General features: G+C 63.4%; 16 protein-coding genes and 1 riboswitch. Of the genes, 11 read left to right on the forward strand and 5 right to left on the reverse strand.

What is annotated here, in order from left to right; genetic code table 11:
* The first annotated feature begins 104 nt into the window (after positions 1 to 104).
* From ACMFWR_RS18860 to ACMFWR_RS18870, 3 genes are all read left to right on the forward strand, one after another.
* Positions 105 to 707 carry a TetR/AcrR family transcriptional regulator gene (locus tag ACMFWR_RS18860; protein ID WP_413196221.1) on the forward strand — a complete coding sequence of 201 codons (603 nt, stop codon included), beginning with the start codon at positions 105 to 107 and terminating at the stop codon, positions 705 to 707.
* A gap of 191 nt (positions 708 to 898) precedes the next feature.
* Positions 899 to 2,605 carry an acid phosphatase gene (locus ACMFWR_RS18865; RefSeq protein ID WP_413196222.1) on the forward strand — a complete coding sequence of 569 codons (1,707 nt, stop codon included), beginning with the start codon at positions 899 to 901 and terminating at the stop codon, positions 2,603 to 2,605.
* Between the two features lie 69 nt (positions 2,606 to 2,674).
* Positions 2,675 to 3,163 (forward strand): PRC-barrel domain-containing protein, encoded by a 489-nt coding sequence (locus tag ACMFWR_RS18870; protein WP_413196223.1) that lies wholly within the window; start codon positions 2,675 to 2,677, stop codon positions 3,161 to 3,163.
* Positions 3,164 to 3,210: 47 nt separating this feature from the next.
* Here the strand turns inward: ACMFWR_RS18870 and ACMFWR_RS18875 are convergent, their stop codons facing one another.
* From ACMFWR_RS18875 to ACMFWR_RS18885, 3 genes are all read right to left on the reverse strand, one after another.
* Complete coding sequence (locus ACMFWR_RS18875; protein ID WP_413196224.1) at positions 3,211 to 4,392, reverse strand: trans-sulfuration enzyme family protein; 1,182 nt, start codon at positions 4,390 to 4,392, stop codon at positions 3,211 to 3,213.
* Positions 4,389 to 5,765, reverse strand: a complete 1,377-nt coding sequence (locus ACMFWR_RS18880; protein WP_413196225.1) for a pyridoxal-phosphate dependent enzyme — start codon at positions 5,763 to 5,765, stop codon at positions 4,389 to 4,391. The genes ACMFWR_RS18875 and ACMFWR_RS18880 overlap by 4 nt, the downstream gene beginning before the upstream one ends.
* Before the next feature lie 629 nt (positions 5,766 to 6,394).
* On the reverse strand, positions 6,395 to 6,649 hold the full coding sequence (locus ACMFWR_RS18885; protein WP_413196226.1) for a hypothetical protein: 255 nt from the start codon (positions 6,647 to 6,649) through the stop codon (positions 6,395 to 6,397).
* A 250-nt stretch (positions 6,650 to 6,899) separates the two neighbouring features.
* A riboswitch (SAM-I-IV-variant riboswitch) is annotated at positions 6,900 to 7,011 on the reverse strand.
* 435 nt (positions 7,012 to 7,446) lie between these two features.
* Here ACMFWR_RS18885 and ACMFWR_RS18890 point away from each other — a divergent pair.
* The 6 genes from ACMFWR_RS18890 (at position 7,447) to ACMFWR_RS18915 (ending at position 14,633) form a co-directional block, all read left to right on the forward strand.
* A complete protein-coding gene (locus ACMFWR_RS18890) occupies positions 7,447 to 7,623 on the forward strand; it encodes a hypothetical protein (RefSeq protein WP_413196227.1) in 177 nt (58 codons plus the stop codon).
* Between the two features lie 539 nt (positions 7,624 to 8,162).
* Complete coding sequence (locus tag ACMFWR_RS18895) at positions 8,163 to 9,062, forward strand: DUF3034 family protein (RefSeq protein WP_413196228.1); 900 nt, start codon at positions 8,163 to 8,165, stop codon at positions 9,060 to 9,062.
* Between the two features lie 58 nt (positions 9,063 to 9,120).
* Positions 9,121 to 9,798, forward strand: coding sequence for a group I truncated hemoglobin (locus tag ACMFWR_RS18900; RefSeq protein WP_413196229.1), 678 nt, complete (start codon positions 9,121 to 9,123; stop codon positions 9,796 to 9,798).
* Positions 9,799 to 9,813: 15 nt separating this feature from the next.
* A complete protein-coding gene (locus tag ACMFWR_RS18905) occupies positions 9,814 to 10,434 on the forward strand; it encodes a methylamine utilization protein (RefSeq protein ID WP_413196230.1) in 621 nt (206 codons plus the stop codon).
* Positions 10,435 to 10,454: 20 nt separating this feature from the next.
* Positions 10,455 to 12,842 carry a putative bifunctional diguanylate cyclase/phosphodiesterase gene (locus ACMFWR_RS18910; RefSeq protein WP_413196231.1) on the forward strand — a complete coding sequence of 796 codons (2,388 nt, stop codon included), beginning with the start codon at positions 10,455 to 10,457 and terminating at the stop codon, positions 12,840 to 12,842.
* A 216-nt stretch (positions 12,843 to 13,058) separates the two neighbouring features.
* A complete protein-coding gene (locus tag ACMFWR_RS18915; protein WP_413196232.1) occupies positions 13,059 to 14,633 on the forward strand; it encodes a DHA2 family efflux MFS transporter permease subunit in 1,575 nt (524 codons plus the stop codon).
* Between the two features lie 99 nt (positions 14,634 to 14,732).
* Here the strand turns inward: ACMFWR_RS18915 and ribA are convergent, their stop codons facing one another.
* Positions 14,733 to 15,395, reverse strand: coding sequence for a GTP cyclohydrolase II (gene ribA, locus ACMFWR_RS18920; protein WP_413196233.1), 663 nt, complete (start codon positions 15,393 to 15,395; stop codon positions 14,733 to 14,735).
* 725 nt (positions 15,396 to 16,120) lie between these two features.
* Here ribA and mprF point away from each other — a divergent pair.
* Entirely contained in the window at positions 16,121 to 18,706 is a 2,586-nt protein-coding gene (gene mprF / locus ACMFWR_RS18925; protein WP_413196234.1) for a bifunctional lysylphosphatidylglycerol flippase/synthetase MprF, read from the forward strand.
* Positions 18,707 to 18,839: 133 nt separating this feature from the next.
* Positions 18,840 to 20,177 (forward strand): virulence factor family protein, encoded by a 1,338-nt coding sequence (locus ACMFWR_RS18930; RefSeq protein WP_413196235.1) that lies wholly within the window; start codon positions 18,840 to 18,842, stop codon positions 20,175 to 20,177.
* A 101-nt stretch (positions 20,178 to 20,278) separates the two neighbouring features.
* Here ACMFWR_RS18930 and ACMFWR_RS18935 read toward each other — a convergent pair whose 3' ends face one another.
* The gene (locus ACMFWR_RS18935; protein ID WP_413196236.1) at positions 20,279 to 21,910 is read right to left on the reverse strand and encodes an EAL domain-containing protein; all 1,632 of its coding nucleotides are present in this window, start codon (positions 21,908 to 21,910) and stop codon (positions 20,279 to 20,281) included.
* Between the last annotated feature and the right edge of the window lies 1 nt (position 21,911).

Here is a 21,911-nt window from a genome sequence, read left to right on the forward strand (position 1 = left end):
AATCAACATCTTGATTGATTGAATCAATGGACGTCATAGCGCCGCTTCTGGGCATCGCAGAAGTGGGGCGGTATCATCAGCGTCCTCGAAACAGGGACACGAACATGGGTTACTCGAGAGCCGACAAGGCGCAGTCGCACGAACGGATCGTGAAGACCGCGGCGGCGCGTTTCCGCGAAAAGGGCATCGACGGCATCAGCCTCGCCGACCTGATGAAGGAGGCCGGGCTGACGCATGGCGGGTTCTATCGGCACTTCGAATCGCGCGACGCACTGGTGGCCGAGGCGGTCGATTGCGCGCTGCATGCAAGCGATGGCACGCTGTGCAACATGGTCGACGACAAGGGTGCGGTCGACCTTGCGCGCTATATCGAGGAGTACCTGAGTACCGAGCATCGTGACAACCCGGCCGTCGGGTGCGCGATGGCCGCGTTGACCGGCGATATCGCTCGCAGCGGCGCGCAGGCGCGTGCGCTCTATTCGGCGCATATCGAACGCCTGGTCTCCCGCCTGGTTCCGCTGCTGGGCGAAGCTCGGCCTGCCGCGCAACGTCGGTCGCATGCGCTGGTGATCGTCACCACCATGTCGGGCGCGCTCGGCATGGCGCGCGCAACGAACGATCCGAAGCTCTCAGGCGAACTCCTCGCAGCGGCCCGCGAACGACTGATCGACGACCTCGAACGTATCGTCGAACCGCAAGCGCGCTAAGGAAGCTTTGCACGCGTCACGCTTCGCTCGCACCAAGGCGTCGCAAGCGTGCCGAGGCGGCGGGGTGGCCTCGAGGCCAGCTAGATGCCGCCCGTGTATCGACCGACGCGGCCGTACTGCGCCGAGGTTGCGCTGTCATGACGATCCCCGTAGCCTGACGCTCTTCGCCACTTCGCGCACGGGGATCGCCCATGAGCCGCCACGACGATACGAACGACGAACGCAGCCACGACCTTCCCGTTGAAGCGACGCGCGATGGCGATCAGCCGGCCGACCCGGCGCGACGGCGTCTGTTAGGCGGGCTCGCGGCCGTCGGCGCGACATGGGTCGTCGCCGGCTGCGACACGCTGAAGACATCTCAGGCTGCGACCCCTGAGCCCAACGCCTCCGCGGTCACACAAAAGCTTCGGGAAAAGGTCCGCAATATCGTCGTGATCTACGCCGAGAACCGGAGCTTCACGAACCTGTACGGCAACTTCCCCGGCGTCCAGACACCCCTCGACCACGTTCCGACCGCGCGCTTCACTCAGTACGACCGCGATGGCGAGACCACGCTCGATGCGTTGCCGAAGTTCTGGGGCGGCCTCGTCCCGCAGGCGCAGACCATCGACGGTCGGAACTATGTGATCGCGGAAGATCAGATCACGAACTTGCCGAACGCGCCGTTTCGCATCAGCGATGAGACGGGCACGCCATTGCCGCAAACGGTCATCACGCGCGATCTCGTGCATCGTTTCTATCAGAACCAGATGCAGATCAACGCGGGCAAGAACAATCAGTTCGTTGCGTGGGCCGATTCCGGCGGCCTCGTCATGGGCCACTATCGCAACGACGCGTCTTCGCTTCAGCTCTGGGGTGTCGCGCAGAAGTACACGCTGTGCGACAACTTCTTCATGGCGGCCTTCGGCGGTTCATGGCTCAACCATATCTACCTGATCTCGGGGCAGACGCCGCGTCACCCCGACGTGTTCAACTCGCCAGCGAAGAAGCAGGTTTCCGTGATCGTAGGCGACGATCCGACCGGCACGCGGTTGCAAGTCGCGCCGAATTCGCCGAAGTCGGCGCTCGACGGTCCGCCGGTCTACGTGAAGGACGGCGCCTACACGCCCGATGGCTATGCGGTGAACACAGTCGCGCCGCCGTATCAGCCGAGCTTTGTCGCGCCGGCGCCCGGTGGCGATCCCATGCTGGCCGATCCGGCCAATGCGTCCGTGTTGCCGCCGCAGTCCTACGACACGATCGGCGATCGACTGACAGCACGGCAGATTTCGTGGGCCTGGTATGCGGGCGCATGGCAAGACGCGCTGACCCATCACGAGAGTGGCTCGGTACCGAACTTCCAGTTCCATCATCAGCCGTTCAACTATTTCCGCGCGTATGCGCCGGGTACGACAGGTCGTACGCATCTGCGCGATGGTGGTGTCGGCGACGATCCTTCAACGAACAAGTTTCTCGCCGATATTGATGCCGGCAGCTTGCCCGCTGTCACGTTTTACAAGCCGCAAGGAAATCTGAACATGCACGCGGGCTACGCCGACGTCGCGTCGGGTGATCGCCACATCGCCAACATCATTGCGCATCTCGAGAAGGGACCGCAGTGGGGCGGCATGGTCGTGGTCATCACGCATGACGAGAACGGCGGATGGTGGGACCCCGTGACGCCACCCGAAGGCGATCGTTGGGGACCGGGTTCGCGAATTCCCGCTCTAGTGATCTCGCCGTTCGCGAAAAAAGGTTTTGTCGATCACACGATCTACGACACGAACTCGATCTTGCGACTCATCAGCCGCGTCTACGATCTTGAGCCGCTCGACGGCGTGCGCTCGCGTGATGCAGCACGTATCGCACGTGGTCAGGCACCGTTTGGCGACCTGACTCACGCGCTCGAGCTCAGCTGAGAGGTTGGCGTTCGCGTGGCACATCGCTTGCACTAGGAAGGGTCCTATCACGTTGTCCAGGAGACGATCATGGGCTCAATGAATCCTAGAACGCAGGCAGGCGGTACGACGGGTGGCGCGCGCATTATCGGCATGGGCACCGGCGAAGGTCCGGGTCCGGATGTGATGGCTGCGGCAACGCTCGACGGCAACAAGGTGCTCACTTCGGATGGCCAGCATATCGGCAAGATCTCGGACATCATGCTCGATGTCCGGGGCGGCTATATCGCGTATGCGGTGCTGTCGAGCGGCGGCTTTCTCGGCATGGGTGACGATCTGCACGCCATTCCCTGGTCCGCATTGACGCTCGATACGGACGAGAAGTGCTTCAGGCTCGACGTCGATGCCGAAGCCATCAAGAACGCACCGGGCTTCGACAAGGACCACTGGCCGTCGATGGCCGACGCGCAGTGGGGCACCTCGGTCCACGAGTACTATCATCGCCGTCCGTACTGGCTCGGCGATGAAGGACCGTATGACGACGATGCTGCGGCCAGCATCGAGAAACCGTTGCTCTAGGCTCTTCGATGGACGCGCGCCGATCGCGTGAATGCGCGTCGGCGCGCTCAGATCGCAGCGAAAGCGTTGGCGAGATCGGCCTCGAGATCGACGATGTCCTCGACGCCCACCGACATGCGAACCAGCCCGTCGCCGATACCGAGCGCCGCGCGCGTTTTCTCGGGAATCGTCGCGTGCGTCATGATCGCCGGATGTTCGATCAGGCTTTCGACACCGCCGAGACTTTCGGCGAGCGAAAAGATTTTCACCGCTTCAAGAAAGCGCCGCGCGCCGGCGAGATCGGTATCGAGATCCATCGAGATCATGCCGCCAAACCCGCGCATCTGCTTCTTCGCCAACGCATGCTGCGGATGTGAGGCCAGACCCGGGTAGTGAACCGCGTTGACCTTGGGCTGCTTCTCGAGCCACGTCGCAAGTGCGAGCCCGTTCGAGCAATGGCGTTCCATGCGCAGTGCCAGTGTCTTCACGCCACGCAAGGTCAGGAAACTGTCGAACGGACCGGAAATCGCGCCGATCGAATTCTGAAGAAACCCAAGGCGCTCACGAAGTTCGCTCAGATGCGGCGCGCCGCCGACGATCGCAATGCCACCGATCACGTCAGAGTGGCCATTCAAATACTTGGTCGTCGAATGCACGACGATATCGATGCCCAATTCGAGCGGACGCTGCACATAGGGGCTTGCAAACGTATTGTCCGCGACGGTGATGATGCCGCGTTCGCGCGCAAGCTTGGCGATCGCTTCGAGATCGCACAGACGCAGAAGCGGATTGGTCGGCGTCTCGATCCAGATCATCCGCGTGTTGGGTTTTAACGCGGCTTCGAGTTCGGCGAGGTTCGACAAGTCGACAAACGTGAAGTCGTGGCCGGCGCTGCGACGGCGCACGCGCTCGAACAGGCGGAAGCTTCCGCCATAGAGATCATGGCTCGACACGATATGCGAACCGCTGTCGAGCAACTCGAGCGTCGTCGAAATCGCGGCGAGGCCCGACGCAAACGCAAAGGCTGCCGCACCGCCCTCGAGATCGGCGACGCAGCGTTCGAGGGCGAAGCGCGTCGGGTTGTGCGATCGCGCGTAGTCGTAGCCCTTGTGCACGCCCGGGCTGCTTTGCACATAGGTCGAGGTGGCATAGATCGGCGGCATGATGGCGCCGGTGCTCGGGTCGGGCGCCTGGCCCGCATGGATCACGCGAGTCGCAAAGCCGAGCGGGGTACGGGTATCGTCAGTCACGCGAGTGTTCTCCTCAAATGATTGAGCAGGTCGATGCGGGTGATCAGGCCATGAAACCCGCTATCGTCCGAAATGATGGCTACGAGCCCTGTGTTGAGCAGGGCGCTGAGTTCAGCCAGGCTCGCGGCAGGCGGCAGTGTCTGCGGCGCGCGCGTCATCGCCGCGGAGACGGGTGCCTGGAAACGGTCGCGGTGTGCCTGCACGTAAAGCAGCAGATCGGATTCGTCGATGACGCCGATCACGCGATGCTGGCTGTCGAGCACGGGCAACTGAGACACATCGAGTTGCCGCATGCGCTGGAACACGGTCAGAAGTGTATCGGCCTCGCCGACACTCAGCACGCTGCCTTCTTCGAAGCGACGCGAAATCAGGTCGCGCAGATCGCCATAGTGGTGCCGCTCGAGCAGGCCGTGATCGATCATCCAGTTGTCGTTGTAGACCTTCGAGAGATAGCGCGTGCCGGTATCGCAGACAAAGGTCACCACGCGCTTCGGTTCGGTCTGTTCGCGGCAGTAGCGCAAGGCGGCCGCAAACAAGGTTCCGGTTGACGAACCACCCAGGATGCCTTCGCGGCGCAACAGTTCGCGCGCCGTGCCAAAGCTCTCTTCATCGGAAATCGAATAGGCACTGCGCACGCCGCTCAGGTCAGCGATGCCGGGGATGAAGTCTTCGCCAATGCCTTCGACGGCCCACGAACCGGCCTGGCCGACCTTGCCGCTGCGAATGTATTCGGCGAGCACCGATCCCGCCGGGTCGGCGAGCACAAATTCAAGCTGAGGCTGGACCTTGCGAAAGTATCGCGTGAGGCCGGTCAGCGTGCCTGAGGAACCGACACCCACGACGATCGCGTCGACGTCGTGGCCCGTCTGTTCCCAGATCTCTGGCGCGGTGCCTTCTTCATGGGCGCGGGGATTGTCGGCGTTGTTGAATTGATCAGCGAAGAACGCGCCATCGATGCCCGCTGCGATGCGCGCGGCGTAGTCCTGGTAGTACTCGGGGTGGCCCTTGCCGACATCGGAGCGCGTCATATGCACCTCGGCGCCGATGGCCTTGAGATGCAGCACCTTCTCGGTCGACATCTTGTCGGGCACCACGAGCACGATGCGATAACCCTTCGCGCGTGCGACGAGGGCCAGGCCGAGCCCGGTGTTGCCCGCCGTGGCTTCGACGACCGTGCCGCCCGGTTTGAGCCGGCCGTCGCGCTCGGCCGCTTCGATCATCGCGACACCGATGCGGTCCTTGATCGAGCCGCCCGGGTTCTGTGACTCGAGCTTGAGCATCAGGGTGCATGGGCCGGTATCGAAGCGTGTTACGCGAACGAGCGGGGTGTGACCGATCAGGTCGAGTACGGCGGGGCCTGAAGCCAGCGTCATGCAGCCACCTCGTGGTCGGGGTGCCTGCGCGGCGTTGCATCACATGCGTAGATGCCGCGCGGCGATCGGCATGGGCTTCGGGCGAGGGCGCAGCTGCAGCGCGCACAAGTGCTGCTGTCCGGAAGCCGGACGGACGCTCAGAGCATATAGCATCGGCGCAGTCCGTGCACCGCTACAGACCGAATGCACGAGACGCAGCGCCCTTATGGAGCGCTGCGTCGTACGCGCCGCGTCGGGTTACGAAGCGCGGGCGCGATGTGCAAGCAGTTCGGTCAGCAGCGTACGCAGTGTCGACCACTGCGAGTGCGCGGGTGCAGGCGAGCGCATGGCGGAAGTGTGCAGTCGTTTCATGGTGCCCTCTCTGAGAATCGGATTCGTTCGACGCAATCGCCGTGACTCATGTCATCGGTCCTGCGTCATTCGCTGGAATCGATTCTCACAAAAAGACCCTGCTCACGTCATATTGATTGTTCGAATGGTTTGCATAGAAACCAGCAATCATCACCACCACGTCGCCGTCACAGCGGTACCGCCATCGAGTTACCGCTATGAGTGACCGCCATGAAAGTGCCGCGACTGAATCGGCGGCGCTGACTCAACGTTACGCGGTCGCCATCTTCCAACCAGGGTTATTCGACGCCGCGGACGACGCGCACCTGATGTTCGAGTCGCACACGTTCGACGGCTTGCAGTTGCTCGAGACGCTCGCGAATGTGCCGGGCGTGTGTTTCATCGATGCCCTGCACGCAGATGCGCTGGTCGAACGCGCCGGGCAGGCGGCGCACGTGGAAGCTCTGAATATCGATCGGCGACGAAGGCTCGGATTCAAGACATTCGATCACGCTGCTGACCGCAGCGACGTTGGGCTCGGTCACCACATGCAAGACGTGGCTCAGTTGCGAACCCGGAAACAGCGCGCCGATATCGCTGGACGAGGGCTGCGCGTTCGCGCGACATGGATCTGACGCGGGGTGTGAACCGGGATGTGAAGCGGAACGTGCTGCGGAGTGTGAAGCAGGACGTGACGCAGGACCTGAAGCGGGATGTGCTGCAGAATTTGAAGCGGGCGTGGAAGCGTTCGATGCTTGCATTCTCGATATCCGGTTAGATCATCACGAACCGGTGCGAGCCAAGCTGTTCCCGTTTCGTTGCCGACAATCGGCCGCATCGCCATGACTGGCCGCCACCTTGCCCGGGAGGGCAGGTTGGCGTCGGCGAACCTGCTCGCCGACTCTGGATGCCCGCGCATGATACCAAGAAACGCAGAACGGGGCTTTCAAGACCCTTGTCGAGGGTCCGGTCGATGACATTGGATGAACGCCCGAATGAAGGCTTTTTCACGAATGACGTGGAATCGGCGCGTTTCGCCGTCCGTCGATACTGCATGTGCGAGACCGGTCAAATCTGCCGCAATCGTCCGTCTGGCAAGGGACTCAAGGGATATCGCCGCCGACCGTTAACCCGGTAGACGGGGCTGCTTTTGCCGCATTATTCACGCCGTGGCATCAATGTATTCATCGCCGGGTGGTTTATTCACATCGTGTGCCCCGTTATCTTTGGAACCCATGAAGGGTCGTTTGCGATACCCGCAGACCCGGCAAGGCAATGCGTGGCGGCGTTTTCTCTCGGATGCACTGCATCCCGACAGCGCCGGTCACGCGAAAGTTATCGGGAGTTCATCATGTCCGACTTCGCACCGCTTGGATCGTATTCATCGCTCGACGAGCTGGGTCCCACTGAAACGACGTGGCATCCGTTTGCATACCGTACGCAGGCTCGCACGGCGCTGCGTCAGGCTCAACGGCCGCAGCAGCAACAACAGCAAGCAGCAGAAACTCGCGTTTGCGAAGCGGCTTAACGTCAACGTTCGAGGAGGCTGCTGCCATGTGCACGATTGCTCAGCGTTCGTTTTCCCGTACTTATCGCGTTCGCACGACCGATGCGACGCGGCTTGAAACGGTTCGCAAGGTGCGTACAGTCCTCGGACGTGTTGCGCGCGCATTGTTTCGCCGGCGCACCGTCGGCACGGTGTAGCCGAGGCGTGCTGGAGCGTCGCCTCTAGATTTTTTTAACGTGGACATCGAGGTTGATGTCCACGTTGTCGTTGTGGGGTTGTCAGCGCGTCGGCGATCTGCGTGACGTCGGCGCATTCCGCTGACAAATCGCAGCGATGTCGCGCCGACGCGGCGAGGCGGCAGATCGTCTCACGGCGTGAGCTATTCGATATCCGGACACGGCGGCAACCCGCCTCCCTCCAGCGTCGCATGCCCCGGCCACCAGCGTCTTTCCACGCCCGTCTCAGGCTTTTCCCCTGTTCAAGAAACCCGGTGCATCGCCGATATCACGACTAGGCCTCGCGCATCTCGCGGCACGAGGCGTTCTCGGGTTTCCTGTCCAATGTTTGACTATTCAAAGCATGCACCGCGTGCGATTGCCGCGGCGTGTCTCGTTGCCTGCGGCGTTGTCTGGAGCGCATCGGCATGCGCGCAGGTTGCATCGACCGGCGGCAAGCTGCTGCTGACGGGCGGCGTATCGGAAATCGACGGCGCAGCCGGTGGCGGACTCACGCCATGGGCACTGATCGGCGGACAAGGAACGGCAGGGCAGGTCGGCGGTAATGTGCACGACACGTATGTCAAATCGGGCGCGTATGCCTTGAACAGCGTCGGCGGTCTGTTTGGCATTGCCGATCGATTCGAATTCTCCGTCGCGCATCAGTCATTCGATACGCGCGACGTCGGCGCCGAGCTCGGACTGGGCGAGGGCTATCGTTTTTCGCAGGACATCATCGGCGCGAAGGTGCGCGTGCTCGGCAACGCGGTACTCGACCAGGACGTCTGGTGGCCGCAGGTATCGGTCGGCATCCAGTACAAGCACAACAACAACGCGAATATTGTTGAAGCGATCGGTGCGAAGAGCGACTCGGGCACGGACTTCTACATTTCAGCGACCAAGTTGCTGCTCGCTCAGAGCCTGTTGATCAACGGCACGCTGCGCCTGACGAAGGCCAACCAGCTCGGGCTGCTCGGCTTTGGCGGCGATCGCAACGACAGCTATCGACCGGAGTTCGAGACCTCGATTGCGTATCTGCTGTCGAAACAGATCGCGATCGGCGCCGAGTACCGCATGAAGCCCGACAACCTGTCCTTTGCACGTGAGCAGGACTGGTATGACGCGTTTGTCGCGTGGCAACCGAATAAATATGTGTCGCTGACCGTTGCGTATGTGCAGCTTGGCGACATCGCAACGATCCGTAACCAGCATGGGTTTTACGTATCGGGCCAGTTGGGATTCTGACGGCCACGTTGACAGATCTCGTTCACGGCACGATCGGCAGCACGTTTTCGATTGCGCAATGAATCGACTGTCTCCCTGGATGAGTGATTTTGTAAGTGCGATGCCCGACATGATGACGCCTGTTGACCCCGTAGCCGCGATGAGTGCGGCGAATGCGCGCTTGCTGTTCAAGCGTGCGCGACGCGTCGCGCGCCAGATCCGCGCGTGGGTGGTCCGCGCGCTTGGCGCGGGGCTCGTGGCCGGCGTCGGGATGCTGCTGACGATGGGCGCGCCTGTGCATGCACAAACGCAGTGGCAGGGGCAAACGCCGGCTCTGGACCCGGCCCAGGCCCAGGCTCAGTCTGGTGCCCAACCCTCGAGCGCGCCGGCTGAGGTCGACGATTCGCTGTATCAGGCACTCGGCGCCCGGCCTGGTCTCGTGAAGATCGTCGACGGCATGATGACGCATGTGCTCGCCGACCCGCGCACCAATCCTTACTTCGAGAACGCATCGATCAAGCGCATCAAGCAGAAGCTCGTTGAGCAGTTCTGCGTGCTGAGCGGCGGCCCGTGTACCTACACCGGGCGCGAAATGAAGCGCGCGCATGCGGGCGAGAAGATCACCGCCGAGGCATTCAATGCACTCGTCGAGGACTTGCAGAAGTCGATGGACGAGAACGGCATTCCGTTCCACACCCAGAACAAACTGCTTGCGAAGCTGGCGCCGATGTATCGCCAGATCGTCGAGCAACCCTGATTGTCCGGAGACACGATGAAATTGGTTTCTTTAGGCCGGGCGCTTGGCGCCTGCACCGTATTGACCGCGGCCCTGCTTGCGCAGACAGCGATCGCGGTGACGGTGAAGGTTCAGGTGTTCGACCAGGATGGCCACGCACTGTCGGACGCCGCCGTCTATGCGGTGCCCCTGAATGGCAAGCTGCCCACACCGCACCCCGGTGAAGCGGTCATCGACCAGGTCAAACGCACGTTCGTTCCGCTCGTCACGGTGATCCAGACGGGTACCTCGGTTTCGTTCCCGAACAAGGACAATATCGAGCACGACGTCTATTCGTTCTCTCCGGCGAAGACCTTTGAACTCGACCTGTACAGCGGTGTGCCGTCGCACCCGGTCGTGTTCGACAAGCCGGGCCTTGCTGTGCTCGGCTGCAATATCCACGACTCGATGATCGCGTACGTTTACGTGGTCGACAGTCCGTACTTCGGCAAGTCGGATCAGAACGGTATCGCGCGTGTCGAGAACCTGCCGCCGGGCAACTATGAGTTCCGGGCCTGGCACTATCAGATGGCCGATACCACCACGTTGCCGTCAGCACGGCTGTCGACCGACGCCGACGCCGATGTCAAGGTCACGGTGCAGACCAAACCCAAATAACCCGGAGCACCGGCCCAGTCATGTTCATGCGCGCGCATAGCCTACGTACGCGAATCGCACTGGTATTTGTCGTGCTGCTGCTCGCGATTCAGCTTGCGGTGTTCGTCGTCATTACCGGCGTCATTCACACGAGTTCGCGTACGACGGTCAATCAGCAACTCGATGTCGGGCAACGCGTGTTCGAGCGGACGCTGCGCAATAACAGCGACAAGCTCATCGATTCGGCCAAGGTGATCGCGGCCGATTTCGGCTTTCGCGCCGCGGTCGCGAGCGACGACGTGAATACCGTGCGTTCTGCGCTCGAGAATCACGGCGAGCGCGTGCATGCGGGCGTGGTCGAATTCATTGGCCTCGACGGCAAGCTTGTCGCGCAAACGCACCCACCGAGCCATACATTCGAAGGCCTCGTGTTTCCGAAGCTCGTGAGCCGCGCCGCGCGCGATGGCAGTGCGAGTGCGATCGACATGATCGACGGGCGCGTCTATGAAATGGTGGCTGTGCCGGTGAAAGCGCCGCTGACGATCGGCTGGGTCGTCATGGGCTTCAACATCACCGATGTGATGCTGCGGGAACAGGCGAGCCTGGTCGGCCTCGACGTGTCCTTCCTCGGGCTCGGTGGAGACAATCGCTGGCAGATGCTCGCAACCTCGATCATGGGTGCCGAGCCGGACGCACTGACGCGGTTGTTGTCGCGAACTGCAAGGTCTCCGGGCCTGCCGACCGTGGTTTCAGTCAATGGCGAGGACTACGGCACCAAGGCGCTCGTCATTGCGACAGACGGCCGGCCGATCGTGGCGGTGCTTCAACGCTCGATGCACGACGCACTGGCGCCGCTGCGCCATCTGCAATCGACGCTTGTGGTCATCGCGCTTGTCGGTGTCGCGATCTCCGTCGCAGGTGGCATGTTCACCGCGCGCAGCATTGCGGAACCGATTCGCGATCTCACGCGGTTCGCGCGCCAGATCGGTGGAGGCGACTACCATGCCGAAGCCCCGGTCGCGAGGCATGGCGAAGTCGGCGAGCTGGCCGATGCGTTCGAGCGAATGCGGCACGACATTGCGATTCGCGAGCGGCAGATTTCGCTGCTCGCCTATGAAGACACGCTGACCGGGCTGCCCAACCGCGGCAAGTTCAACACATCAGTCGAGGCCGCGCTTGCCGAGGCACGCGTGCAGGGCCATCCGATGTCGATCATGATGATGGACCTCGACCGGTTCAAGTACGTGAACGACTCGCTCGGGCATCACATCGGCGACTTGTTGCTTCGCGAGGTGGCTTTCCGTTTCTGGAAGGTGCTCGCCAACGACGGCGACGTCATTGCGCGGCTCGGCGGGGATGAGTTCGCGGCCCTGTTACCGTTCGATGGTCTTGATGTGGGGCAGCGCAAGGCCACGGCGCTGCTGCATGCGCTCGAAACGCCGATCGTGATCGAAGGCCAGATCATCGATGTCAGCGTCAGCATCGGGCTTGTGAGTTTCCCACACGACGGCGACACGTTCTACACCCTGATGCGTCGTGCGGACGTCGCCATGTATGCCGCCAAGCGGCGCAATGCGGGCTACGCGGTGTACCACCCCGGCGACGATCAGCACAATCCTGAACGCCTGTCGCTGATGGGTGAATTGCGTCAGGCCGTGGAGCGCGACGAGCTGACGCTCTACTACCAGCCCAAAGTCGACCTCACGAGTGGCCGCGTGAGCTACGTCGAGGCCCTGCTGCGCTGGGAACATCCCGTGCGCGGCATCGTGCCGCCGGATCAGTTCATTCCGTTCGCCGAGCAAACCGGGTATATCAAGGTGCTGTCGCGCTGGGTCGCAAACAAGGCGCTCGAACAATGTGCCGCATGGCGCAAGGCGGGCATCGAGCTCGATGTGTCGATCAATGTGTCGGCGCGCGATCTGATCAACGCCGATTTGCCGCAGACTTTCGCGACCTTGCTCGAGAAGCATCGTGTCGAACCCGAATGGATCTGGGTTGAAATCACGGAAAGCGCGGTGATGGACGATCCGGTGCATGCAATGTCCACGCTCGACGATCTCTATGCGATGGGGCTGCGCCTCTCGATCGACGATTTCGGCACCGGCTATTCGTCGCTCGCGTATCTGAAGAAGATGCCGGTGCACGAGATCAAGATCGACAAGTCGTTCGTGATGGGCATGACGGACGACCGTGACGACGAAACCATCGTCCGCTCGACGATCGCGCTGGGGCACAGCCTCGGGCTCAAGGTGGTCGCGGAGGGCGTTGAAACGCAATCGGCACTCGAACAGTTGCGCCAGCTCGATTGCGACCTTGCGCAGGGCTACTTCGTGAGCCGGCCGTTGTCGCCGGAGCGTCTGCAGGTGTGGCTCACCGAATGGCGCGCTGGTCATTCGAAGACGCCGGCGGGTGCCGACCTGCCTGTGTAGTGGCGTAGTGCGTGCATCCGCCGCCGCATGAGCCGCATGAGCATCGAGTGTATCGGGTCGGTCGGCTAGAGACATCGGGTGTGTCTGGCGGCCACGCGTGCCGGACGATCCGCTGCAGCGAAGAGCGTCCCGTTGTAGCATCCACGGCCAAGGCTGCCCATTCAGCGCAGCCGCGCCGCGTTCGCGCGGCGCGCCCCAAGACCCGAGGATCCATCGTTGAGCGCCCCGACTTCGCCCGCCGCGCCCGCTGCACCGCCGCCGCTTCAAGGCGGCCAGCTTCTGCTTGCCACGTTCGCCGTCGCGCTCGCGACATTCATGGTTGTGCTCGATTCGTCGATTGCCAACGTCGCAATCCCGACGATATCGGGCAATCTCGGCGTTTCGATCGACGAGGGCACGTGGGTCATTACGGTGTTTGCCGCGTCCAACGCCGTCGCAGTGCCGCTGACTGGCTGGCTGACCCAGCGCTTCGGCCAGATCCGCCTGTTCGTCGGCGCGATCGCGATGTTTGTGATCGCGTCGTGGCTATGCGGGCTTGCGCCGAACCTGACCGTCCTGCTGGCTGCGCGCGTGCTGCAGGGCATTGTGGCGGGGCCGCTGATTCCACTGTCGCAGGCCGTGCTGCTGGGTTCGTATCCGCGCGAGAAGGCGTCGATGGCGCTGTCGCTCTGGGCCATGACGGCCGTCGTCGGACCGATTGCGGGCCCGGCACTCGGTGGCTGGATTACCGACAGCTATAGCTGGTCGTGGATCTTCTACATCAACATTCCCGTGGGTGTCTTTGCGGCTGCGACCGTGTGGAGCATCTATCACAAGCGCGAATCGATGACGCGCAAGCTGCCGATCGATACGGTGGGCCTCGCCCTGCTGGTCGTCTGGGTCGCCTCCCTGCAGATCATGCTCGACAAGGGACGCGATCTCGACTGGTTCAACTCGACGACCATCGTCGTGCTGGCGATCGTCGCCGTGATCGGTTTTGCGGCGTTCGTGATCTGGGAACTGACCGAGGCACACCCGATCGTCGACCTGTCGTTGTTCAAGGGGCGCAATTTCCTCGGCGGCACGATCGCGATTTCGGTGGGCTATGCCGTGTTCTTCGGCAACCTCGTGCTCCTACCGCAGTGGATGCAGGAATACCTCGGTTACCGCTCGGTCGACGCGGGCCTCGTCACGGCGCCGCTGGGCATCTTCGCCGTGATTCTCGCGCCGATCATCGGTCGGATCATGCCGAAGACCGATACGCGGATCATGGCGACCGTCGCGTTCATCTGCTTCGCCTTCGTGTTTTTCCTGCGCTCGCGCTACGACGTCTACGTCGACACGTGGACGCTGGTGTTGCCCACGCTGCTGCAGGGCATCCCGATGGCGCTGTTCTTCACGCCGCTCACGGCGATCATCCTGTCAGGGCTGCCCGGCGAGCGGATTCCTGCTGCCGCGGGCCTGTCGAACTTCGTGCGGATCTTCTGCGGCGCAATCGGCACCTCGGTCGCCGGCACGGCATGGAACAACCGGACGATTCTTCATCACGAACGCCTGACCGAGGTCGCCAACGCATTCAACCCCGACTACGCGCAGGGGCAGTCGGCTTTGCAGTCGCTGTTCAACGTCCCGGCTGCGACGGCGCGCGCCATGTTCGGGCTCAGCGTCGACACCCAGGCCGCGATGCTCGGGCTCGACGATGTGTTCTGGGCGTCGTCGCTGATCTTTCTTGCGATCATTCCGCTGATCTGGATCACCAAGCGGTATCGCAGCGGCGGCGCGGGCGGGGCGGCGGCAGCCGGCGCGCACTGACAAAAAACGGGCCCCGCGGGGCCCGTTTGTTTTTCATCTTGTTTCTTGTTGTTGACCGGCTGGCGCGCCTAATCTGACGTTACCCGACGGGATCCGGCCTTATTCGTTTTCGTCGAAGTAATGACCGAAGCGCGCTTGTTTGGTCTTGATGTAACGCTCGTTTTCCTCGCGCACGGGAATGGCCAGCGCCACACGCTCGCACACGGGGATGCCGTGCTTGAGCAGCGTATCGAATTTGGACGGGTTATTGCTCATCAGCCGCACCGAGCTGATGCCGAGTGCGCGCACGATGGCGGCCGCCGAATCGTACTCACGCGCGTCATCGGGCAGGCCGAGCTGAAGATTGGCGTCGACGGTGTCGAAACCTTGTTCCTGCAGCGCGTACGCGCGGATCTTGTTGGCGAGCCCGATGCCGCGGCCTTCGTGTCCGCGCAGATACAGTAGCACCCCCCGGCCTTCGGCCGCGATGTAATGCAGCGCCATATCGAGCTGTTCACCGCAATCGCAGCGGTACGAGCCGAATACGTCGCCGGTGACGCATTCCGAATGCAGCCGGATCAGCGCCGGCTCGTCACCCGACACGTCGCCCATGACAAACGCAATATGCTCGGCGTCCGTCGCCTTGACGCGATAGCAGTACGACATGAAGGTGCCGTAGCGCGTCGGGATCGTGGCCTTGGCGACCAGCGTGACACAGTCGTTGACATCCGGTTCGCCGCACGCGACCGACGACGACGTTACCGTTTCCGCAGAAGTTTTCATCTTTCCAGGCACTGCTTTTCCATGTGAACCAAGCGCGCGTACACGGGCGCTGAACCACGAAGGCTACCACGCGCGCGCACCGGCCGCCCAACGCGTCCCTCCGAAGCCGGGAGGCGTCCCGGTTTGGATCGCGGGTTGAGTGAAAAGATGCGCGGAACGGAAATCTTTACGTCAACGTTTTGGCGAGGCCACACGTTCCTCGCACCACGAAGGCAGCGATCGGCGGTTTGGTGAGTGAATGCTCCGGCGGAAAGTTGCGCCAGATCACGGGTGACTCGAGGTCGACACAGGGTCGGCACAGGGTCGAAGCAGTGTCAAACAAGGTTGAAACAAGGTCGGCACGAGATTGGATCAAGGCCTGCGCAAGGCCGGCATGAGGCCGTCCCGCAAGCGGCATATCGGAATCACGGCCGGTTCGCGAAGCCGGAGCAGGGGGAGGTAAGCGGGGCAGCACGGCGGAACACGGTAAAATACCGGCCCTCGCGCCGGGCGATGTCCCACAAAGGGTTGTCAACCGGCACGCGCGCCGCTTAAGTCGGGCGCAGATATGCCGATAAACAGCCTGCTGCCCTGTAGTAAGCAGAAAGAAAGCGGCGCGAAAGTATTTTCGCAGTCGCCCGTTTGCCGACATCGCCGTGTAAGCCACGGCGTGTAAAACGACCGACGACCTGTCGGTCGGGGCCTGAGCCCGCGGCGCCGCTGTGGCATCCGATTACCGATTCAGCATGCATTACGAAGACAATGTCAGTCAGGCGTCCACGGGCGCAACCCGAGGGAACGCAAAGTTGCAGTGGCGCCGGTTCGTCGCACCTGCCGTCGTGCTCGCGGTCGGCGCGCTGCTGCTCGTCGCCCTTCAGCATCTGTCGAAGACGATCGACTATCACTCCGTCGTCCATAGCGTCATGCACCTGCCGGTGTCGGCCTGGGGCGCGGCGCTTGCGGCGACCGTGCTCAGCTATCTGGCCCTCGTGGCGCGCGACGCCATCGGCCTGCGCCATATTGAGGCCAAGGTTCCTGCCACACCGCTCTGGATCGGCGCGACCGCCGGTTCCGCACTCGGCAACGCGACCGGCTTTGGCGCGCTGACGGGCGGAGCGGTCCGCTGCCGTGTCTATGGCACGGCAGGCATTACGCCGGCGCAGGTGGGCCGGCTGACCGTCTTTACGAGCGTGACGCTCGCCATCTCGCTCGCCTTGATGACCGCCGCAGGCATGGTAGTGGCTGGCGCGACGCTGAGCCCGATGTTCCACCTGCCGCAGAAGGTCGTCGAGACCATCGGCGCGTCGGCGCTGGCGGGGTTCGCCGCGATCGTCGCGCTCGGGTGCGGCGCGCGCTCGCGTGCCGTCAAGCTGCGCTGGATCACGGTCGATATCCCGGGCCGCACCGTGCTGCTGGCTCAGGTTTTCTTCGCCGTGATCGACGTGATCGCCGCCGCGCTTGCGCTGTGGGCGGTGCTGCCGCACGGCGATGTCGGGTTTGTTCACTTTCTGGTCGTGTTCTCGGCGGCGATGCTGCTCGGCATGATCGGCCACACACCCGGCGGCATCGGTATTTTCGAGGCGGCCATGGTGTTCGCCCTCGGCCACAGCGTGCCCGTACCCGAAATGGTCGCGGCGCTGCTGGCTTACCGTGCGATCTATTTTGGCGCCCCCCTGATTCTGTCGGCCGGGCTGCTCGCCGGTTTTGAAGGCCGTCTGCTCAGCGCGCGCTTCGATGCGTCGCGCCGCGAGCAGGTGCTTCAGCTGGTGCCCTTGTTCCTCGGCATTTTTGCGTTTGTGGTCGGCGGCATGCTCGTGATTTCGGGCGCGACGCCGGCGTTTCGCTACCGTTTGCTGTGCCTGCAGACCGTCGTGCCGCTCTGGGTGCTCGAAAGCTCGCAGTTGCTCGCGAGCGTGTTCGGCGTTGCGCTGCTGTTCGTCGCGCGCGGCCTGATGCGCCGTCTCGACGCGGCGTGGTGGATCACGATGGCCGTTGCCGTCGCCAACCTGGTCCTGTCGCTTGCCAAGGGCCTGGCCTTTGTCGAAGTCGGTGTGCTCGGCGTGCTGATCCTGCTGCTGATCGTGACCCGCAAGCGCTTCGACAAGACATCGTCGCTGTTCGGCGAGCCGTTCACGGCCTTGTGGCTCGTCTGTGTGGCGATCGTGCTTGCGCTCGCATTCTGGGTGCTGTTCTTCGCGTTTCGCGACGTCCCGTACCGTGACGACCTCTGGTGGCAGTTCGCGTTCGACGAGCGCGCACCCCGCGCCTTGCGTGCGACGCTGGCCGCCGCGCTGGTCGGCCTCGCGTTTGCGTTTGGGCAGCTGCTGCGTCCGTCGGCCGGGCGCTTTGTCGCCCCGCATCACGATGACCTGCGCGACGCCCAGCGCATCATCCTCGCGCAGGCGCGCAGCGATGCGGGCCTCGCCATGATGGGCGACAAGAGCTTCCTCTTTTCGGAGTCGCGCGAGGCGTTTCTGATGTACGCCAAGCATGGCCGCACGTGGGCCGCGCTCCACGACCCGGTCGGGGCCGCCGAAGAGTGGCCGGCGCTGATCGCGAAATTCGTTGCGCTTGCACACGCCCACGGCGGACGCGCAGCGTTCTATCAGGTCCGCGCCGACGCATTGCCGCTCTACCTCGACGCCGGCTTGTCGTTGATGAAGCTCGGCGAGGAAGCGCATATCGCGCTCGACGACTTCGAACTCGTCGGTCCGCATCGTTCGCATCTGCGCTACGCGCTCAAGCGAGGCGAACGCGATGGCCTGAGCGTGGAAATCGTCGAACGGCACTCGATCGTCGGATTGTTGCCGGCGCTCAAGCAGATCTCGGACGCCTGGCTGTCGAGTCGTACGGCGCGCGAGAAGAGCTTCTCGGTGGCCGCCTTCACGGCGGAGTACCTGTCGGCGCAATCCGTGATGCTGGTCCGCCGCCATGGCGTGCCGGCTGCGTTCGTCACGTTCATGACGACGGACCTCAAGACGGAAGCGACCGTCGGCGTGATGCGTCATTTGCCCGATGCCTCGCCGTACGCGATGGAGTATCTGTTCACCAAGCTTGCCCTGCATCTGAAGGAGAGCGGATACCAAAGCCTGAGCCTGGGCATTGCGCCGCTGTCGGGCATGCATGCGACGCCGCTCGCGTCGTCATGGCATCGCGTGGCGAGCCTCGTCTGGCGTTTTGGCGGAAGGTTCTACAATTTCCGCGGTTTGCGCGGATTCAAAAGCAAGTTCCAGCCGCGCTGGGAACCGCGTTATCTCGCGGCTTCCGGCTCGGTCGGCGTATTTTTCACCCTGGCCGACTTGTCGTTGTTGGCCGGAGGATGGCGCTCGTAAGCGACGCATTCAGCGTTGCGGCCGGACGGCGCGGCTGCTTGCCGCGCGCCCGCGACGCGTATGTGCCACGCGCTTTTGCTGCGCGCGATGTCGCGCCATTCGCCCCGCTCAGCGGGGATTTGCGGAGAGACGGATGAAAGTAGTCAAAGCCCTGGGGACGGGTCTTGTCATGGCCGGTGCGTGGCTCGGCGCCATGTCGTTCGCGCACGCCGAGACGGTGTCGGGCGGCCGGTATGGCGATGTCGAGCTCGTGCGCCCGAGCGGCACCCTGCGCGGCTTTGTCGTGCTGTTTTCGGGCCGTACGGGCTGGAGCCACACGGACCAGGACGCAGCCGAGGCACTGGCACGCAATGGCGCGATGGTCGTGGGTGTCGATATGCCGCGCTACGCGTCGAAGCTCGCTGAGATTCACGGCGAACAGTGCCACCCGCTCGTCGGCGACGCCGAGAACGTGAGCCATCAACTGCAGCGGGAGGTCGAATCGAGCCAGTATTTCTCGCCGATTCTCGCGGGCACCGGTGAGGGCGCGCTGCTTGCCGAACGCATGCTTGCGCAGGCTCCCGACAACACGCTGGCGGGCGCCGTCGCGATTGATCCGGACACCACGCTCGACGATCGATTCAACCTGTGCCCGCCCGACCCGACGTTGAGCCGTGGCAAGGGCCTGCCGGGGTTTCTCGAGCTGGGTGCCACCGAAGGCACGTCAGTCAAGCCGGTTCAGCCGCCCAAAGGACCCCCGGTCGCGGTGCACAAGCTCGACAAGGGCGCGACGACGGTCGACAGCCTGATCGCGCTGATGGAGCCGCATCTGCAGCAGCGCGACAGCGGTGCCGACAGCGTCGCGGACCTGCCGCTGATCGAGCTTCCCGCCGCACACCCGACCGACATGCTCGCTGTCGTGATTTCGGGGGACGGCGGCTGGCGCGATCTCGACAAGACGATTGCGGAAACGTTGCAGAAGCAGGGCGTGTCGGTCATCGGCATCGACAGCCTGCGGTATTTCTGGACGCCCAAGTCGCCCGAGCAGACCAGCCACGATCTTGCCCGCATTCTCGATCGCTATTCGACACGCTGGCACGCACGCCACTTCGCGCTGATCGGGTATTCATTCGGCGCTGATGTGATGCCATTCGCCTACAACCGCCTGCCGCAAGCGCTGCGCGAGAAAGTCTCGTTCATGTCGCTGCTCGGATTCGCGCACGCGGCGGACTTCCAGATTCGCGTGAGCGGCTGGCTCGGTTTGCCGCCGAGCGAGAAGGCGCTCAACGTCGCGCCTGAAATCGCCAAGGTGCCGGCTTCGCGCGTGCAGTGCATCTATGGTCAGGACGAAGAAGACACGCTGTGTCCTTCGCTTGCTGCAACGGGTGTCGCCGTCGTGCGTACGAGCGGCGGTCACCATTTCAGCAAAGACTATGTCGCGCTGACGAAGACCATCCTCGATGGATGGAAGGCACAGCCTGACGTTCGGTGAATCCCGTCCCGGGGCGTGTCTTCGCCTCGGAGGCGGGGTCTCCGGGTCACTTTTGCTGTGAACGCTGATGCGCCGGTCAAGTCGCTGCGACGCGCCCGAGATCAGGACGCGTTGAACGGTGTGCGCGCTGGCGCCTGCACGTAGCGCTCACTCTGGCGCGCCAGCAACCACTGCGCGACGTCGCCCGCGGGCATCGGTCGCGCAATGTGATAACCCTGCACATCCTGTGCGCCGAGCCGGCGCACGATCTTCAACGCACTCTCCGCTTCAATGCCTTCAATGGTGACCTTGAGGCTCAGTTCGCGCGCCATCGCGCAGATATGACGCAGCAGCGCCTGACGGCGACGGTCATGTTCGAGCGCGCTCACAAAGCTGCGATCGCATTTGATCCCTTCGATCGGCAGATCGCCGAGCATGGCGAGTGACGAGTAGCCCGCGCCAAAGTCGTCCATCACGACGCCGACGCCGAGCGCGGCGAGCTCACGGATCACGTTGGCCAGCCGCTCCGCATTGTTGATCATCGCGTGCTCGGTCAATTCGAGCTTGAGCCAGCCCGGCGGGCACCGTGTCTCGGCGAGTTGCCGGTGCAGCCACTCGACGAAGTCGTCGTCGAACGGCGTGTTGGGCGTGATATTCACCGAAATGCCTTCACACTCGAACTCCGGCTGACGCCAGGTTTCCGAGAGGTCCAGCGCGTAGCGGATCACGAGTCGGTCGGCCATGCTCGTGTAGCCCAGCCGTTCGCAGGCGAGAAAGAACAGTTCAGGATCGACGTAGCCCAGATCGGGGTCGTGCACGCGCAAGAGCGCCTCGAGGCGCGCCGGACCCCCGACGTCATCCGCGGCCACGATCGGCTGAAAATGCAGCGCCATGCGCGACGGCGCGAGCAGCGCCGGCAGTCGCTCGGCAATCAACGCGAGCCGCTGACCGCCGTCTTCGCGCAAGCGCGCGTGCGCCGAGTTCTGCAGCATCAGCGCGAGGTTCATCGAGCGCTCTTGCCGTGCGTCGGTGCGCAGGCTGCGAACCTGGTACGCCGTGCCGACGATACCGAACAACACGAGCGCGAGCATCAGCTTGAGGCCGCCGCCATGCGCCGGTGTCGCCGGCTCGAGCGCAAACATATTGGCGAGGCAGACGTGCAGCGGCACCACGGTCAGGCCCCCGAGCACCTTCTCTTGCCACGAGAAGGGCAGGTAAGCCTTCGGATCGGTGCGCAGCCGCGCCGAGCGGTGACGCAGCGCGAGCCCGGCCGCCATCACGGTGGCGAGCACCAGCGCTCCGGCGCCCGCCTGCCAGCTCATGATCAGCGTGATGCCACCAAATGCAGACAGCATCAGCGCGTTGCCGGCGAGCATGCCAAGCGCAAGTCCGATTGCAGCCACGACGACGCGCAGATTCGAGCGTGTGTTGGTGAGCGGCGGAATCGTCCATCGGCCGGTCACGACCATCACGATCAGAGCGAGGATCGCCGGCGCGAGTTTCGCGTCGCCGATCACGACGTCGGGGTACATGAACAGGCCCGCGGCATCGAGTGCCCACACGATCGACCCGACGCACAGCGCCGTGCGCGCAAAGCTCGCGCGGCGAGCGTCGGCGCCGATCACAACGGCAGCCTGTTCGACGAGCCGCTGACAAACGTGAACCGCGGCCGCCGCGAATACGAAGAACAGCAGCGCGGGTTCTAGGTCCGGCAGCCCGAGTGGCTGACCGATGGAAGTGACAGTCGTACTCATC

Origin of the sequence: Pararobbsia alpina, from assembly GCF_965118125.1 — a bacterium.
In the GTDB taxonomy this organism is placed as follows: domain Bacteria; phylum Pseudomonadota; class Gammaproteobacteria; order Burkholderiales; family Burkholderiaceae; genus Pararobbsia; species Pararobbsia alpina_A.